Source organism: Bacillus sp. FSL K6-1003, from assembly GCF_037964945.1.
Lineage (GTDB): Bacteria > Bacillota > Bacilli > Bacillales > Bacillaceae > Bacillus > Bacillus mojavensis.
This window is the reverse complement of record NZ_CP150176.1, coordinates 3,164,201-3,180,522: the sequence shown is the minus strand read 5'-3', so window position 1 is coordinate 3,180,522 and position 16,322 is coordinate 3,164,201. Positions and strand designations below refer to the sequence as shown.

The following is a 16,322-nucleotide window of genomic DNA, read 5'->3' as shown; positions in this document are numbered from 1 at the left end:
TGATGGTGAGATTCATTGAAAGTGATAGCGTCTGGAAGAGAAATTTCAACTTTCTTTTCTTTTCAAGAATAGTCAAGATTTCCGGCGATATGTTCGCATTTAATTCGATATTATGGTTTTTAATTTTTGACGGTGAAGGTGCGATCGGAACTGCTTTATTGATTGCTGTCACCTTTTTGCCGGAAGCTGTTTTAGCACCTGTGACGGGTCCTTTCATGAAACAGAATACATTAAAATTCTGGATGTACTTTTCAGACCTGACAAGAGCCGCGGTTGTTTTAATCATTCCGCTCTGCCATTTCGGCGGGTTCTCTCCGCTGTGGTTTGTTATGACTCTTATGATTGTGCATTCAGCTACTGGCGCTGCCTATAATCCTGCTTCCATTGCTTTAATCCCGCAAATTGTAGATGAAAAAGGCATTCAAAAAGCAAATGCTGTGCTGCAGTCGTCCGCCCAAATTGTCCGTCTTGGAGCTGTGACACTATGCGGCGCTCTCCTTACGTTTATCAGTCCTTCTTATACAATGCTTATGGCTCTCGTACTTTATCTTATTTCTGGTTTTCTTGTTCTCTTTATTAAATACACTGCTGTTGAAACAAAATCGGAATCAGCGGCCGTTGCACAGAGAGGTACATATTTTGGCAGACTGAAACGCGGTTTTGTCCTAGTCAGAAAACACCAAATCTTATATCCGCTCGCTATCTATTGTATCTTTATGAATTTCGCGGCAGCCCCTTGGGAAGCGCTCTCCGCTGTATATGTTGCGGAGGATTTAAACGGACAGCCGATTGTGTATTCGCTATTAAAAGCCACCACCGCAATAGGCGCGTTTTTATTGGGGTTTGTACTGACAAAAGTAAAAGTAAACAAGTACGGACTGCTTTTCGTAACCGCCGGCATCATTGAAGGATTCGCTTTCTTTATTACTGGAATGAATACCTTTTTGCCGCTCGTCTTTTTCGCCGCTTTTACATTTGGCGCTGCAGTCAGTGCAATCAATGTTCCCGAGTATACAATTATACAGACATCTGTCGATAGTGAGGACCAGCCGCAAGTTTATGCTGTCATACATATGATCTCAAATATTTCAATTCCGGCCGGCGCTGTCATTTGCGGATATGCCGCAACCGCTTTTGGTTCAGGAAATGTGATCGCTGCCGGGGGAGTTGTGGAAATTATCGCGGGGATCGGAATTCTTCTGTTTACAAAGCTGGCCAAAGCAGAACAATCCGATTTGGTAAAAGAAAGGGAAGCAAGTGTTCATATGTAAAGGTTTTTGAAGACGCCATGCCTCGTGCATGGCTTTTTTTATGCCGCTGGGTCCGGTGCTGTCTACGACTCTGGTCTTATCCAAAAATCAATCTCTGATTCGTTTTGCTCATCTTTTGTTTTGTATAAGATGAAGACAAGGAAAACGAAAGGAGGATCTGCATGAAGATCAACAAGAAAACGATAGGCGGATTCTTATTAATTGTATTTGGAATCTCCGTCTTTTTTGGGGGCGGCAGCTTCGGCTTTATCATTCCGCTTGCGATCGGAGGATTGCTGACATACGCGGGAATCAAAAGATTCGCAGCAGGCAAAACCATCACAGGTATCATCTTGGGCGGATTCGGGGCGATGATGCTCATTTGCTCACTTCCGTTTCTCGTCGGCATTGCACTCGCGGCTGCTATGGTGTATTACGGCTGGAAACTGATGAAAAACGGATCCGCGGAAAGCGATATGTCAAGCTTTGACCCTGAACCAGCTTCTGCCGGCTACCAGTCTCATTTTGATGACGAATGGGAAAATTTCTTAAAGAAAAAATAACACATGATATGAGGAGGAATAACGGTATGGTATTAAAAAGAATGAGAGATATGTTTGTTGCGTCAGTTCATGAAGGATTGGATAAACTGGAGAACCCTAAGGTGATGCTGAATCAGTACGTTCGTGATATGGAAAGCGATATTGCAAAAGCAAAACAAACGATCGTCAAACAGCATACGATCGCCTATCAATTTAAGAAAAAATATGAAGAAGCAAATGAAGTGGCTGGAAAGCGTAAGAATCAAGCTCAGCTCGCTTTTGATGCCGGTGAAGAAGAGCTTGCGAAAAAAGCGCTGACAGAAATGAAGTATTTAGAGGGAAAGGCAGCAGAGCACAAAGCTTCCTATGAACAGGCAAGCAGCCAGCTGGCTGAGCTGAAAGAACAGCTTGCCACACTTGAAACAAGGCTACAGGACGTAAAGGATAAAAAACAGGCGCTGATTGCCCGGGCAAACGCTGCAAAAGCAAAAGAGCATATGAACGCGACATTCGACAAAATTGACAGTGAAAGCGCGTATCGGGAATTTCTCCGGATAGAAAACCGAATTGAGGAATTGGAAATCCGTGCCGATTATTCGAAGTCAGCGGAAGCCGGCACAGAAACGAGCCAAAGTGAATTTGCAGACGAAGTAGAAGCTGAAATCGAAAAGATGCGGGAACTCTCTTTGAAAAAATCAGATCAAACCTCACATGCAGCAAATGAATAAACAGGACAGGGAAGGGTTTTCGTCAAGTCCTTCCCTTCCGCACGTATTCATTCACAGGCTTTTCCTTTATAATAGAATAAATGAGAAGGATGAAAACAAATGAAAAAAATGCTGGGCAAACTGCTGATCATTGCCGGGATTCTTATTTTTTCTGCGGTTGTTATCAAAGACGTGTTTGCTGAAGGTCTTTCATTCATAAACGGCACTGAAGCTGATTCAGCCAGTGCTTCACCGCATGAGATCGAAAGCGTAATCATTGAATCGGATAACAAGAATGTGAAGATCATAGCGGAAGAGCGTAATGACATATCAGCAACCATCTCAGGTGACTCGGGAAAATTGTTTGTGGCTGAAAAGAGAAGAAAGCTGGAGCTGACGGCAAAGGAAAAAGAATTTCAATTTTTGAATGGATTTCATCGATCTGCCCTTGTCGTCCGCATTCCATACACGTACAAAGGCGGTTTGGCTGTGAGAACCTCAAGCGGCGACGTGTCTGTAGACGGTAATAAACATCTCACGCTTTCTAAGCTGAACGCAGCATCTGCAAGCGGGAATATGACCGTAACGGGTATCCGCCTTCAGGAGCTGGAGGTGAAGGGCTCTTCCGGAGATGTGTCGATATCAAATACAGACGCTAAAACGGCCGGCATCCGCTTAACTTCAGGCGACGCAAATTTGGATGGTGTTTCAGGCTCACTTGATGTACGGATGACATCAGGAAACGTTGACGTGGATTTAAAAAAGGCAGCGGGCTCTTCAACTGTCACATTGACGAGCGGTGATGTGAATCTGGAGCTTCCCGAAAACGGCAGTTTCAAAGTCAATGCTGCTTCAGAGAGCGGAAGCGTCAGTTCGGCGTACCCATTTGCTGATACAACACATAAAGATCATCATCAAATCACAGGCTCACAAGGAAGCGGACAGCACCTAGTCGACATTAAAACAGGCAGCGGGGATGTAGCGATACGGTAGCATCTGGCAGAAGAAAGGAGGCGGAACAACCAGAATGACAAAAAAACAGCTTCTTGGACTTATCATTGCTTTATTTGGCATCAGCATGTTTTTGCAAATTATCGGAGTAGGCGATCTGCTGTTTTGGCCGCTCTTTTTTCTGATTGCCGGTTATTTTTTGAAAAAATACTCCCGTGACTGGCTTGGGTCCGTCATGTACATCTTTGCTGCTTTCTTATTTTTGAAAAATCTGTTCAGCATCACCTTTAACTTATTTGGCTACGCGTTTGCCGCATTTTTAATTTACGCCGGCTACCGGCTTGTGAAAGGAAAGCCTATTTTTGAACCGAATGAGAAACCTACCGATTTAACGGAAAAAGAAAAACAGTCCGAGCCCCCAAAAGATGTGAAACATCCTGACATGCGAAGCTTTTTTATCGGCGAACTTCTGATGATGAAGCAGCCGTTTGATCTGAATGATTTAACTGTATCGGGTTTTATCGGCGATGTGAAAATCGACTTGTCAAAAGCGATGATTCCGGAGGGAGAGAGCACCATTGTCATCAGCGGAGTGATCGGAAACGTTGATATTTATGTTCCATCAGATCTTGAAGTGGCTGTCAGCTCGTCCGTTTTTATCGGCGACATTAATCTGATCGGTTCGAAGAAAAGCGGATTAAGCACAAAGGTATACGCCGCGTCTTCTGATTTCAGCGAGTCCAAACGCCGGGTGAAAGTATCCGTCTCCCTATTTATCGGTGATGTGGATGTGAAATACGTATGAGAAAAAAACTGCTTGCCAGTCTCCAATGGCGTGCCATTCGCATGACAACGGGAATCAGTCTGCTTCTATTTGTCTGCTTGATTTCTTTTATGATGGTTTACTATCGGCTTGATCCGTTTGTGTTGCTGTCGTCAAGCTGGTTCGGGATTCCGTTTATCCTGATTTTGGTGCTGATCAGCCTTACGATCGGTTTTGCGTCAGGGTACATGTACGGCAACCGGCTGAAAACAAGGGTCGATACATTGATTGAATCGATTTTAACATTTGAAAATGGCAACTTCGCTTATCGTATACCGCCGCTCGGGGACGATGAAATCGGGCTTGCAGCCGATCAGCTGAATGAAATGGCGAAGCGGGTTGAACTTCAAGTAGCTTCCTTGCAAAAGCTTTCAAATGAACGGGCTGAATGGCAGGTGCAAATGAAAAAATCAGTCATCACAGAAGAACGCCAGCGATTGGCCAGAGATCTGCACGATGCTGTCAGCCAGCAGCTCTTTGCGATATCGATGATGACCTCCGCTGTATTAGAACACGTAAAAGATACGGATGATAAAACGGTGAAACGGATCAAGATGGTAGAGCACATGGCGGGAGAAGCCCAAAATGAAATGAGGGCGCTGCTGCTCCATTTAAGACCTGTGACGCTCGAAGGGAAGGGGCTGAAGGAGGGGCTTACGGAGCTTTTGGACGAGTTTCGGAAAAAACAGCCGCTTGATATCGAATGGGACATACAGGATACGCCGATTTCCAAAGGCGTAGAGGATCATTTATTCAGGATCGTACAGGAGGCTCTTTCCAATGTATTCAGGCACTCAAAAGCCTCAAAAGTATCCGTGATTCTCGGTGCAAAAAACAATCAGCTGCGGCTGAAGGTCATTGATAACGGAAAAGGATTCAAGATGGAGCAGGTAAAAGCGTCATCCTACGGCTTGAATTCGATGAAAGAACGTGCAAGCGAAATCGGCGGAGTCGCCGAGGTGATTTCGGTTGAAGGAAAAGGCACACAAATTGAAGTAAAGGTCCCGATTTTCCCGGAAGAAAAAGGAGAGAACGAACGTGATTCGAGTATTGTTGATTGATGATCATGAAATGGTCAGAATGGGACTCGCCGCTTTTTTGGAGGCGCAGCCCGATATAGATGTCATCGGCGAAGCGTCTGATGGCAGCGAGGGTGTACAGCTTGCTGTTGAATTACAGCCTGATGTGATCTTAATGGATCTTGTCATGGAAGGCATGGACGGCATTGAAGCGACAAAGCAAATTTGCCAGAAACTTTCCGATCCGAAAATTATTGTGCTCACAAGCTTCATTGATGATGATAAAGTGTATCCGGTTATTGAAGCGGGAGCGCTCAGCTACTTACTAAAAACATCAAAAGCGGCCGAAATCGCTGATGCGATCCGTGCCGCAAGCAAGGGAGAGCCAAAGCTAGAATCAAAAGTGGCGGGGAAAGTATTATCCCGGCTGCGCCACTCAGGTGAAAACGCGCTCCCGCATGAATCCCTCACGAAACGGGAGCTTGAGATTCTCTGTCTGATTGCAGAAGGAAAAACAAATAAAGAGATAGGTGAGGAGCTGTTTATCACGATCAAAACAGTCAAAACCCACATCACCAATATTTTATCAAAGCTGGATGTCAGTGACCGGACGCAGGCAGCTGTGTACGCACACCGAAATCACCTCGTAAAATAGAGTCGGCTATTTGTTTGCGCCTTTCGTCCCGAAGTCTCTGACAACCACATTGACCCGGTAGTCTATTTCCGCATTGCTGAAATAATCATCATCCCATTTTCTTGAGATCTTTTTCCACTTTTGAGGATAATGAATTCTGACTTCGTTTCGCAGCCCGGTTACATCTGCTTTGATATCTTTCTGCAGCTTGCCTGTAATAAATGCTGTTACTGTTTCGTGTAATCGTTTTTCGACTGTCTTTTCAATATCTTTGATATATGAATCCTTAAATGAATCTTCATTCGGATTCCAGTCCTCTGATAAACGACCTTCAATATTGCGTGTGACGGTGAATTTGAACTTTCCGTCCTTGTAGGCCGTCTTGATCTTCCGATTGCTCGAATACACCTCATAAGAAAAAAGATAGCCATCGCGCTTCAAGTCAATGACGCCTCCTTCGACAGTGCCTGTAAATAAGTTGATATTTTGAACCTCAATCGGTGTTAGATCCCGGTTCCATAATTTATCTTTGATGATAGAAGCTCCGTTTATCGCGAGTTTGCCGTTTTCCTCACCGACATGAGGGATAAGGAACGAATCATCAGAGGTCAAGTGTTCTGAGATCTCTCCCAATGTAACAGGCTCCATCATTCTAATCGTCACCGCATTATTCTCTGTCAGATCATAAATCACATTGGATGCGGGCTCTCCTTGATCATTCATCTTAAATATATCCTTAGTCCTGCCATCGGTGACAAAGACGTACGAACTCCTCCTTGTTCCATTGTCTCTGACAAACTGGTTAATGATCGCGTCCATTCCAATATGATCCGCAATCACGCTCTTGGAAAGCAGAATGAGACGCAAATGCTGTGAAAACGTAGGGTTATGTTTTAATGCAGATGTTCTCATCATTTGATGGACCGTTTCACCCTTTGTGATAGAAAGCTGTGTTGGGTCAGATGAAGAGCCTTCCTTGGAGCTGATTTTTTTCGGCACAAGAATCTGCTGTGTAAGTTCTAAATTTTTATCATCCGGCTTGTCCAAGCCAACACCGATGATCAGGCTTAATTCCTCAATATTCTGGCTATCCCAGCATCCGGACAGCAACAGGATGCATATGAACATACTTAAAATGCGGATTTTCATTTTGCTGTAATCCTCCTTTTGACAGCTACAATGAAAAAGAGAATGAAGGGAAGTAAAAACAGGCAGACGAAAATGTATCCGAGATAATCGCTATACATCATGACCTGATTAGAGTCATCCGGCCATAGAGAAAAATAATAGACAGCCGCGCCAATGAGAACCATGCTTTTTTTAGTCGATAATCCAAACGTCTTCTTCAGTCCGTTAGCGGCAAAATATCCGTAAATGACAAACGTTGTGAAAAATTGAATGATCCAGACGACCAGTAAAAACGATTCAAACCGTTCAATGAATATGCCCTTGAGCTCAAAAGACTGAAAGAGAGAAATGGTCGGCCAGATCAGCGTTTTTACCTCAGGAGCGGTCAAAGCCCCGACAACAATGACATACGTCAGGATATATAAAATAATCGGAATCAGAAAACCGAAAGCCGCGTATCTAAATGTGTATTTCTTTTTCTTCATATGTTCAGGGAGAAACAGCATTATTTCCATTCCTAAGAAAGATATGGAGACAACAGTCAGGGAGTTCGCAATGGGTCCAAGACCTTCGCCTAAAACAGGGCGCAAATTATTGATGTCAAAAATTTTAAAACTGATCCCAAACACAACCAGTAAAATAATAATCGTTACTATTAAGTAAAAGGGAAACAGCCGAGACACATCACTTAACCCTCCAACAATTAAATAGATGCCGCAGCAGATAAACGTTAAGATAATGACCTGAATCGGCGTTCTCTCCAGCAGGAAAAACTTTACCATTTCAGCCATCGCCCTGGTTTCAAAGCTGGCCACTCCGATAAAATAGCAGCAGATCAAAAGGCCGAAGATGCTGCCGATCCATTTCCCAAGCCCTTCCTGCAAATACTCAAATAGAGAAGAGTATTGATGTTTTTTCTGAATGAGCGTGTTTAAATAAATGAAAAAGATAAAAATGACACCTTCTAATATCAGCGAGATCCAGCCGTCAGGAGTATTAGCCTTAGTGGTGAGCGCTCGCGGCAATGTTAAAAGACCGGCACCAAGCATCGTATTTGCAACAATAGCAATACCTTGGAAGGTATTAAGTTTCAGTGGAGTCTGTTTTTGGCTCATTTGGATTATTCGCCTCTTTTGGTTTGTTTTTAATTGGGAGACGGATAATGGAATCATCCGTATTTTTCAGGCTGAAGAATCCGTTTGGCGAAAAATACGGAGATCCAAAGCTCGTTTGTCTCGTTAGATGCGTATAAATAACAAGCATAAATAAAATAATCCCGTACAGCCCAAGAATAGCGGCGGAAAACATCGAAATAAAACGCAGCACCCGGAAAGACAAACCCATTCCGTACTGGGGAACGGTAAAGGATGCAAGGGCAATGACGCTGACAACGATGACCATAATCGAACTGACGAGATTCGCCTCTACCGCCGCTTGTCCGATGACTACGCCCCCGACGAGGCCGATCGTCTGGCCAAGCGGGTTGGGAAGACGCAGCCCGGCTTCTCTGAGCAGCTCGATCGTCACTTCCATCAGCAAGGCTTCAAATATCGGCGGAAACGGCACGTTTTCCCTGTTTGCCGAAATCGTGACGGCGAGCGCGGTCGGCAGCAGCCCTTGATGGAAGGAAACGAGTGCAATATAAATAGATGACAAAAACAAGGTGATGAAGATAGAAGCAAAACGCAGTGTCCGGATTAGAGATGCTGAAATCCAGCGTTCATAGTAGTCATCCGGGGACTGCATCAGGACACCGAGAGAAACAGGGACCAGCAGCACAAATGGTGAACTGTCGACCAAAATGGCCACACGGCCGTTAAACAGGGCCGACGATACCTTATCCGGTCTTTCCGTATTTTGAACCTGCGGAAACGGCGAAAATTTATTATCTTCAATGAGCTCCTCAAGCGTTCCGCTGTCCTGAATATCCTCAAGTTGGACATTTTTAAGCCGCGCTTTTACTTCTTTTATGACGAACTTTTTTGCTTTGCCCTCAATGTACATAATGGCTGCCTGCTTCAGCTTGTCTTTGCCGATCATGATTTTTTTGGTGATTAACTTCGGATGAGAGGTTCTTTGTCTGATCAAAGCGAGATTTGTATCGATATCCTCTACAAATGCAACTTTTGGTCCGCGAACCACTTTTTCAGTTGTCGGCTCTGCCAGGCTTCTTGTTTTTTTCTTTACTGTAGATAGAATATAGACTTTGTCCAATCCGTTGATAAACACTGCACACTTGCCGCTGAGAATGGATTCGACCGTTTTTTTTGCGGTTTCAACAGGTCTTGCGTCAAGCTGGTCAAGGCGTTTTTTAACTTGGTCAAGCGTGAGGGTATCTTCATCTTTGATTAAGGTTTTAATCGATTCTTCAACCTTCTTCTGATCATTCAGTTCACTAAAATAGAGATAGTAAAAAACAAGACCGTTGGAGAGCATTTTTTTGTTTTTTACCAGATCATCGTTTTCTTTTAATTTTGGAAGCACCAATGCTAAATTGTCGTGTATATATTCCTTAAACTCTGTTTGTTCCAACGAGGTCACCTCTTATCCAAAACCTTAGTAGAGGTTATCTTTTCCTGTTAAAAAAATGATATACTGTGTTAGAGTATTTCATGGTGTAAGTTTTTTTATGAAAGCGGAGGATACGAAGTGGCACAGGTAAGACTTGCAGGAAAACAAGAAGAAATAGAACAGCTCATTAAATCATTTGAAAAGCATTACGATGTCTCTTATACATCAAGGGAGTACGGGCGAACGAATCCGAAGTACAAATATTCAAAGGACTCCCGCGTATATCTTGAATTAAAATTAAAATCTGCCAAGATCGAAAAATAAAAAGGATTTTTTATATCACTGGCGAATTTGATCTATTGAAGCAACCGTTATGGAGGGATACATAAAATGGACTACAGAATTGAAAGAGACACCATGGGAGAAGTAAAAGTTCCTGCTGATAAATTTTGGGGCGCCCAAACACAGCGAAGCAAGGAGAACTTCAAGATTGGTTCTGAAAAAATGCCGATGCGTGTTGTGAAGGCGTTTGCAATATTAAAACGCAGCACGGCGATCGCTAATAAACGCTTAGGCAACCTAGATGCGGAAAAAGCGGAAGCTATTGCAGCAGTTTGTGATGATGTGCTCAAAGGCAAATATGATGATAACTTCCCGCTTGTTGTATGGCAGACCGGAAGCGGAACACAAAGCAACATGAACATGAACGAAGTGGTGGCCAATCGCGCGACCGCGTTATTAAAAGAAAAGAACTCTGATCAAACAATTCATCCAAATGATGACGTTAACCGCAGCCAAAGCTCAAACGATACGTTCCCGACAGCGATGCACGTTGCTGCCGTTTTATCTGTCTATGAACAGCTTGTGCCTGCGCTTGATCAGCTTCGCAATACGTTAGACGAAAAAGCGAAAGCATACAATGATATTGTAAAAATCGGACGTACGCATCTTCAGGATGCCACACCTCTGACGCTTGGACAGGAAATCAGCGGATGGGTGCACATGCTCGATCGCTCGAAGGAAATGATTTTAGAAGCGACAGACAAAATGCGTGCGCTTGCAATCGGAGGTACAGCTGTCGGAACAGGAATCAATGCTCACCCGGAATTTGGAGAGCTTGTTTCAGAGGAGATCACGAAACTGACAGGTCAAACGTTTAACAGCTCGTCGAATAAATTCCACGCGCTGACAAGCCATGACGAAATCACATATGCACACGGCGCCTTAAAAGCTCTTGCCGCTGATTTAATGAAAATCGCAAATGATGTCAGATGGCTTGCGAGCGGACCTCGCTGCGGCATCGGGGAGATTGTCATTCCTGAAAATGAGCCTGGCAGCTCCATTATGCCTGGAAAAGTGAACCCGACACAAAGTGAAGCACTGACGATGATCGCAGCGCAAATTATGGGGAATGATGCGACAATCGGCTTTGCCGCAAGTCAGGGGAACTTTGAACTAAACGTATTTAAACCTGTGATCATTTACAACTTCCTGCAATCCGTGCAGCTGCTGAGTGACGGAATGAACTCCTTCCATGATAAGTGTGCTGTCGGTATCGAGCCAAATAAAGAAACGATTCAGGAAAACTTGTCGAATTCCTTAATGCTGGTTACGGCGCTGAATCCGCATATCGGATATGAAAACGCCGCAAAAATTGCCAAGCTTGCCCATAAAGAGGGATTGACGCTGAAAGAAGCGGCTTTGAAGCTTGAATTGCTGACAGAAGAACAATTTAACGAAATGGTGAAACCGGAAGATATGGTAAAACCAAAGGCGTAATAGAGAAAAAACGGCTGCTTGTGAAGCAGCCGTTCTTCTAAATATATTGATGTTTCAAGAGAAATGTAAGCTGCTCGGCATCTTCTGCGAGAGCTTCCGACTCCATCAGGTTATGGATCATTCCTTTTACGATCACCAGCTTCGGTGTTTTTTTCTTCATTTCTGCTTCAAGTATGTCCAAGCTCTCCGATAATTCAAGGGAGGAGTTTGTGTTCAAGCTTTTTATTTTCTCACGAAGGCTTTTCACAATCGATTCAGTCAGCGGGTCAGGCCGTCCGTGAGACAGGGGCCCGAATAAAGAGCTTGCTTCTTCTAACGTGATGAAAGGCTCATCGTTTCGTTCAGACATGCCTTTAACCATATCATCAATGCGGTTAATAACGATATCTGCTAATTGATCCGGCTTCACAGTATACCCGAGCAAAATCATGCATTCCAGGTAAATCTGGCTGATTCCTTCTATTAGAAAACAAAGCTCCGCTGTATAAGGTTCAGCTTTTTCTCCGTATATGTTTAACAGACTGTCAATGTGAAATTGAAGGGAAGTCTGGCGGATTTTTTTTGCGCATTGCTCTACTTCATCCGTGTAAGGCAGAGAACCTTCCTTCATTTGCATTGTAATAAAGTCTTTGTGTTCAAGGATGTTTTCATAGAACACAGTAAGCTGCTTGCGGTAAGCTGTTCTGGGGCTGTCGCCTTTCGTTTTAATATTTAAAATACGGGTAAATGTTTTATCATAATAGAAATTCAGCATAGATAAAAGCAGCGCTTCTTTAGAAGGAAAATAAATATAAAAAGCGCCTTTGGAAATCTTGCATGCTTTGGCAATTTCTTGAACTGATGTTGCGTTATATCCTTTTTGGGCAAACAGTTTAATGGCTGTTTCAATAATCAGCTTCTCTTTTTCCTTCAAATGGTTCCACCCTTTCGGAGCTTGAGGCCTACATAGGATATGACCATATAGTCATACCGTACGTTATAAATTTAACCTTATTGTAACTTGTTTTTTTATCATGTATTATTTATATTATAGATTGAGATGACCGAACGGTCAAAGCTCAAGCGAAAGGGTGAATCTGAAATGAGAGAATTGGACGAAATGATCAGCCGCTTGCGAAACAGAGGAATTAAAGTGGAAAAAGTCAAATATCCGAAGCAGACGTTGTCAGAGAAAAAATGGGTTCATCAATGCAAACAGCCGCTCAAAACAAATTACAGAGATTTTAACGGCTATTCTTTTACATAAAAAATAGACTGCAAAAATATCTACAGTCTATTTTGGCACTGCTATGCGGTATGTTACACCCGTTTTGTCATTTTCAATTGAGATAGACGCCTTATGAAGAGTTAAAATACGTTTTACGATGCTGAGACCAATGCCGAATTCGCCTTTCTTCCCTTTATTAAAAGGCTCATAGAGGCTGGAAAGCATCTCATCTTCAATATGCGGTCCGTCATTTTTAATGGTGATAAAGATATTCTGATCATCCTGTTTCATGATGATTTCAATCTTTGTTGCGGCGTAACGGATTTGATTTTCCAGTATGTTCTCCAGAAGCTTGTTCCATTGCTCGGGATCACCCGGCATAAGAATGTCTTCATCTACATCAATTCCCCATGATAATTCTTTTCGCGCCCATTTCAGTCTTTCAATGACTTCTTCTGTCACTTCCATAATACTGAATGTTTCATGTTGTACTTTTTGCTTAGATAAATAATCGAGCTTTGTTAAATATAATAAATCTTTTATTTTTTTCTCCAGCTTAAGGGCTTCGCCTTCAATGACATCTACTGTGTTTTCAAGATCTCCTTTAGGAAAAATCCCGTCTTTAATGGACTGGGTGTATCCCCTGATCACCATAACCGGCGTTTTTAAATCGTGTGAAATATTTTGTAAAAGGGTTCTTTCTGTTTCATCCTTTTGCACAAGCTTTTGGCGCATTTCTTCGATGGTATGCCCCAATTTGCCGATTTCATCTTTCCGATCCACTATGACAGGATCATCCCAATCCTGTTCTGAAATCCGTTTGACGTGCTTTTCAAACGAAACGAGAGGCCTTGATAAATATTTCGCAAGCCAAATCGCCGGAATCCAGCTCAATAAAATGACAACCGCTATAATAAACAGCAGCTGTTTGAACAGAGTGAAGGCCAGATCGTCCCGATAAGAATCAAGTGCATAGGACAGCATCATGGCGGATTGCCCGTTTACGGAAAGTCCCTTCTTAATGACAAAAAACACTTTTTCGCCATTAATTTCAGCGCTGTATCGTTTCTTTTTGGCTTCCTGTTTATCAGCCAGCTGGTATACCTTATGGATAAAATCAGACGACAGGATTCGTAAATCCTTGTCTGAAGAAGCCGCTTCGTTTTCGGGCAGAAGCACGTGCTGAACAGAGCGCACGGTCGTCGGCGCCGTGGCTTCCTCGCTGTAATAGCGCCTTTCGATTGAACCAGGCAGGCGGTACTCGGTCAGAACATGCTGTTCATTTTCAATGGTGGTGTACGTTTCATTGGTGAAAAAATCACGCAGCGTGTTTGAAAATAAAACAAGCAATAAAATCGATATGGCTAACAGGATGCCGGAGATGACAACCCATATTTGAAACGAGAGAGGCTTGTTTTTCATGATGTCATCATCCTGTAGCCAAACCCGTAAATGGTCTCCACTTTGAGTTCAGGCATCTTTTTACGCAGCCTCCGGACAAGATCGTCAACAACGCGGTCAGTTCCAAAGTAATCATGTCCCCATACCTTTACGAGAATATCCTCACGGGAATATGGATGTCCTTTATGATGGATAAATAAGAGGAGGAGATCAAATTCCTTCGACGTTAAATTAATCAAATTGCCGTTTTCATCATAAACCTCTCGGGCGTCTTCTGCGACCCGATAGGAGGAGACGACAGTTTCGTTCTTTTGTGCGGACGGCGCTTCCTTATAGACAAGCTGCAACAGCTTTTGCACACGTATAATCAGTTCCCGCGGGAGAAATGGTTTTGAAATATAGTCATTGCTTCCAAGCTCTAACCCAAGCACTCTGTCAATATCGGCGTCTCGTGCGGAAATAAAAATGACCGGCACGTCAGGGTCCTTCTCTTTAATTTCTTTTATTAATGTATAGCCGTCAGTATCCGGCAGCATGATATCGAGAATCCAGAGGTGGGGAGACGGCGTCATTTTTTTTCTGGCGTCTTCGCCTTTCGTAAAAGATGTAATGTTCCAGCCCTCATTCTCTAAATACTTCGTCAGCAATTCATTCAGATTATCCTCATCTTCAACTAGATAAATGGTATATGACAAGGCCCTTCACATCCTTTCAACGTCATTATAAACTAGTTTTAACATACGGCAGGCAATTTTCATAATTTCACATATTCTTTTCATTTTTATCCCACAATGTTTGTTTATGATGTGTATAAGGGAAGAAAGGAAAAGAAAAGAGCGGGGAAGATGCAGGATGATCAAACATATTCTATTTTGGTGCTTTGCTTTTCTCCTCATTATTGGGACAATTGAACTTGTACATGAGATGAATATGTAACGATAAACGAAAAACCGAATAAGGAGTGTATGCATATGGATTACCGACGTGATGACCAAAACGGGGAACAACAAACGGAACCTTCACATACAGAAAACATGAATACAGATAACCGGAAGCTGATTGAGCATCCTGAACAAAAATTGCTTGATCAGCCTCATTCTTATGAAGCGGGACGAAAAGAAACAGCTTCCGCTTTAGAAATGGAAAAGAAAGAAACAGCTGTAAAAAAAGAGAAGAAGCGGAGAGCGGCATGGCTGAGCCCGATTTTAGGCGGGATCATCGGCGGCGGACTGATGCTCGGCATCGCGCCTTATTTGCCGTCTGACCATAATCAGACGACCGAAACGGCTTCCGCAAATAAACAGGTGCAATCCGACAATTTTACAACGACACCTGTGACAAACGCGACCAACGTGGCTGATATGGTAGAGGACTTAGAGCCGACGATTGTCGGAATCTCAAATATCCAAACCTCTCATAATAACACATTCGGCACAGAAGGCAGCTCCGGTTCAGAAAGTGAAAGCGGAACAGGGTCAGGGGTTATTTTCAAAAAAGACAATAACAAAGCATATATCATTACAAACAACCACGTAGTGGAAGGAGCGAATAAGCTGACTGTTACCCTGTACAATGGTAAAACGGAGACAGCAAAGCTTGTGGGAAGCGATGCAATTACCGATTTGGCTGTTTTGGAAATCAACAGCAAGAACGTCAAAAAAGTGGCGAGCTTCGGTGATTCTTCGCAGCTGCGCACAGGTGAAAAAGTCATCGCCATCGGTAATCCGCTCGGCCAGCAGTTCTCTGGAACAGTGACACAAGGGATCATTAGCGGACTTAACCGGACGATTGATGTCGATACGACTCAAGGTACCGTTGAAATGAATGTGCTGCAAACAGACGCCGCAATCAATCCGGGAAACAGCGGCGGCCCGTTAATCAATTCAAACGGCCAAGTGATCGGTATCAACAGTCTGAAAGTGAGTGAAAGCGGGGTTGAGTCACTCGGTTTTGCGATTCCAAGCAACGATGTAGAGCCAATTGTTGACCAGCTTCTTGAAAACGGAAAAGTGGACCGTCCATTCTTAGGCGTGCAGATGATTGATATGTCACAAGTTCCTGAAACGTACCAGGAAAATACACTCGGCCTGTTTGGGGATCAATTGAGCAAAGGTGTCTACGTCAAAGAAGTTCAATCAAATTCACCGGCGGCTAAAGCAGGGATGAAACCTGAGGATGTGATTGTCAAATTAAACGGCAAAGATATCCAAAGCAGTGCGGATATCCGTCAAATTCTTTATAAAGATTTAAAAGTCGGAGATAAAACAACAATTCAAGTGATACGCAACGGAAAAACGAAAAACCTGAATGTGACATTGACCAAGAAGACAGAGAGCCTCAGCAGCTAACTGGCAAAAAAGCTGAACCCGA

The 16,322-nt window shown here is 43.4% G+C and carries 17 protein-coding genes; 11 read left to right on the top strand and 6 right to left on the bottom strand.

Going from position 1 to position 16,322, the window contains the following annotated elements; genetic code table 11:
* The first annotated feature begins 2 nt into the window (after positions 1-2).
* The 7 genes from NSU16_RS16310 to liaR all read left to right on the top strand — a co-directional run bounded on the left by NSU16_RS16310 (position 3) and on the right by liaR (position 5,947).
* Complete coding sequence (locus NSU16_RS16310) at positions 3-1,271, top strand: MFS transporter (RefSeq protein WP_010331840.1); 1,269 nt, start codon at positions 3-5, stop codon at positions 1,269-1,271.
* Positions 1,272-1,432: 161 nt separating this feature from the next.
* Complete coding sequence (liaI, locus tag NSU16_RS16305) at positions 1,433-1,813, top strand: cell envelope stress-induced membrane anchor protein LiaI (RefSeq protein WP_326226719.1); 381 nt, start codon at positions 1,433-1,435, stop codon at positions 1,811-1,813.
* 26 nt (positions 1,814-1,839) lie between these two features.
* The gene (locus NSU16_RS16300; protein WP_010331838.1) at positions 1,840-2,520 is read left to right on the top strand and encodes a PspA/IM30 family protein; all 681 of its coding nucleotides are present in this window, start codon (positions 1,840-1,842) and stop codon (positions 2,518-2,520) included.
* Positions 2,521-2,619: 99 nt separating this feature from the next.
* Positions 2,620-3,492, top strand: a complete 873-nt coding sequence (locus NSU16_RS16295) for a DUF4097 domain-containing protein (RefSeq protein ID WP_339191502.1) — start codon at positions 2,620-2,622, stop codon at positions 3,490-3,492.
* A gap of 34 nt (positions 3,493-3,526) precedes the next feature.
* Positions 3,527-4,255, top strand: coding sequence for a cell wall-active antibiotics response protein LiaF (liaF, locus tag NSU16_RS16290; protein WP_268504666.1), 729 nt, complete (start codon positions 3,527-3,529; stop codon positions 4,253-4,255).
* Positions 4,252-5,334, top strand: coding sequence for a two-component system sensor histidine kinase LiaS (gene liaS / locus NSU16_RS16285; protein ID WP_168748716.1), 1,083 nt, complete (start codon positions 4,252-4,254; stop codon positions 5,332-5,334). Before liaF ends, liaS begins: the two co-directional genes overlap by 4 nt.
* A complete protein-coding gene (gene liaR, locus NSU16_RS16280) occupies positions 5,312-5,947 on the top strand; it encodes a two-component system response regulator LiaR (protein WP_168748715.1) in 636 nt (211 codons plus the stop codon). Before liaS ends, liaR begins: the two co-directional genes overlap by 23 nt.
* Positions 5,948-5,953: 6 nt before the next feature.
* On the opposite strand, the gene NSU16_RS16275 is transcribed toward liaR, so the two are convergent.
* The 3 genes from NSU16_RS16275 to gerAA are packed head-to-tail and all read right to left on the bottom strand — an operon-like array spanning position 5,954 to position 9,586.
* Positions 5,954-7,075: a Ger(x)C family spore germination protein gene (locus NSU16_RS16275; RefSeq protein WP_168748714.1), complete on the bottom strand. Its 1,122-nt coding sequence runs from the start codon at positions 7,073-7,075 to the stop codon at positions 5,954-5,956.
* Positions 7,072-8,169 carry a spore germination protein gene (locus NSU16_RS16270; RefSeq protein WP_168748713.1) on the bottom strand — a complete coding sequence of 366 codons (1,098 nt, stop codon included), beginning with the start codon at positions 8,167-8,169 and terminating at the stop codon, positions 7,072-7,074. The genes NSU16_RS16275 and NSU16_RS16270 overlap by 4 nt, the downstream gene beginning before the upstream one ends.
* Complete coding sequence (gene gerAA, locus NSU16_RS16265; RefSeq protein ID WP_168748712.1) at positions 8,138-9,586, bottom strand: spore germination receptor protein GerAA; 1,449 nt, start codon at positions 9,584-9,586, stop codon at positions 8,138-8,140. The genes NSU16_RS16270 and gerAA overlap by 32 nt, the downstream gene beginning before the upstream one ends.
* A gap of 117 nt (positions 9,587-9,703) precedes the next feature.
* On the opposite strand from gerAA, the gene NSU16_RS16260 reads away from it, so the two are divergent.
* The gene (locus NSU16_RS16260) at positions 9,704-9,889 is read left to right on the top strand and encodes a YvzF family protein (protein WP_010331829.1); all 186 of its coding nucleotides are present in this window, start codon (positions 9,704-9,706) and stop codon (positions 9,887-9,889) included.
* A 66-nt stretch (positions 9,890-9,955) separates the two neighbouring features.
* Entirely contained in the window at positions 9,956-11,344 is a 1,389-nt protein-coding gene (gene fumC, locus NSU16_RS16255; RefSeq protein ID WP_010331827.1) for a class II fumarate hydratase, read from the top strand.
* Positions 11,345-11,381: 37 nt separating this feature from the next.
* On the opposite strand, the gene NSU16_RS16250 is transcribed toward fumC, so the two are convergent.
* Entirely contained in the window at positions 11,382-12,257 is an 876-nt protein-coding gene (locus NSU16_RS16250) for a TetR/AcrR family transcriptional regulator (protein ID WP_268447217.1), read from the bottom strand.
* A 168-nt stretch (positions 12,258-12,425) separates the two neighbouring features.
* Between NSU16_RS16250 and spxO the strand changes: the two genes are divergently transcribed.
* On the top strand, positions 12,426-12,590 hold the full coding sequence (gene spxO / locus NSU16_RS16245; RefSeq protein ID WP_003221681.1) for an anti-adapter protein SpxO: 165 nt from the start codon (positions 12,426-12,428) through the stop codon (positions 12,588-12,590).
* 27 nt (positions 12,591-12,617) lie between these two features.
* On the opposite strand, the gene cssS is transcribed toward spxO, so the two are convergent.
* Both cssS and cssR read right to left on the bottom strand, forming a co-directional pair.
* Positions 12,618-13,973: a secretion stress-responsive two-component system sensor histidine kinase CssS gene (gene cssS, locus NSU16_RS16240; RefSeq protein WP_010331824.1), complete on the bottom strand. Its 1,356-nt coding sequence runs from the start codon at positions 13,971-13,973 to the stop codon at positions 12,618-12,620.
* Positions 13,970-14,647: a secretion stress-responsive two-component system response regulator CssR gene (gene cssR / locus NSU16_RS16235; protein WP_168748709.1), complete on the bottom strand. Its 678-nt coding sequence runs from the start codon at positions 14,645-14,647 to the stop codon at positions 13,970-13,972. Before cssR ends, cssS begins: the two co-directional genes overlap by 4 nt.
* Before the next feature lie 276 nt (positions 14,648-14,923).
* Here cssR and NSU16_RS16230 point away from each other — a divergent pair, with 276 nt between their 5' ends.
* Entirely contained in the window at positions 14,924-16,300 is a 1,377-nt protein-coding gene (locus NSU16_RS16230; RefSeq protein WP_339178116.1) for a trypsin-like peptidase domain-containing protein, read from the top strand.
* The last annotated feature ends 22 nt before the right edge of the window (positions 16,301-16,322 follow it).

Coding starts and splice junctions, on each gene's coding strand:
- spxO (WP_003221681.1), top strand. CDS start 12,426: ATGAGAGAATTGGACGAAATGATCAGCCGCTTGCGAAACAGAGGAATT.
- NSU16_RS16230 (WP_339178116.1), top strand. CDS start 14,924: ATGGATTACCGACGTGATGACCAAAACGGGGAACAACAAACGGAACCT.
- liaS (WP_168748716.1), top strand. CDS start 4,252: ATGAGAAAAAAACTGCTTGCCAGTCTCCAATGGCGTGCCATTCGCATG.
- NSU16_RS16310 (WP_010331840.1), top strand. CDS start 3: ATGGTGAGATTCATTGAAAGTGATAGCGTCTGGAAGAGAAATTTCAAC.
- liaF (WP_268504666.1), top strand. CDS start 3,527: ATGACAAAAAAACAGCTTCTTGGACTTATCATTGCTTTATTTGGCATC.
- fumC (WP_010331827.1), top strand. CDS start 9,956: ATGGACTACAGAATTGAAAGAGACACCATGGGAGAAGTAAAAGTTCCT.
- NSU16_RS16300 (WP_010331838.1), top strand. CDS start 1,840: ATGGTATTAAAAAGAATGAGAGATATGTTTGTTGCGTCAGTTCATGAA.
- NSU16_RS16270 (WP_168748713.1), bottom strand. CDS start 8,169: ATGAGCCAAAAACAGACTCCACTGAAACTTAATACCTTCCAAGGTATT.
- NSU16_RS16295 (WP_339191502.1), top strand. CDS start 2,620: ATGAAAAAAATGCTGGGCAAACTGCTGATCATTGCCGGGATTCTTATT.
- liaI (WP_326226719.1), top strand. CDS start 1,433: ATGAAGATCAACAAGAAAACGATAGGCGGATTCTTATTAATTGTATTT.
- cssS (WP_010331824.1), bottom strand. CDS start 13,973: ATGAAAAACAAGCCTCTCTCGTTTCAAATATGGGTTGTCATCTCCGGC.
- NSU16_RS16275 (WP_168748714.1), bottom strand. CDS start 7,075: ATGAAAATCCGCATTTTAAGTATGTTCATATGCATCCTGTTGCTGTCC.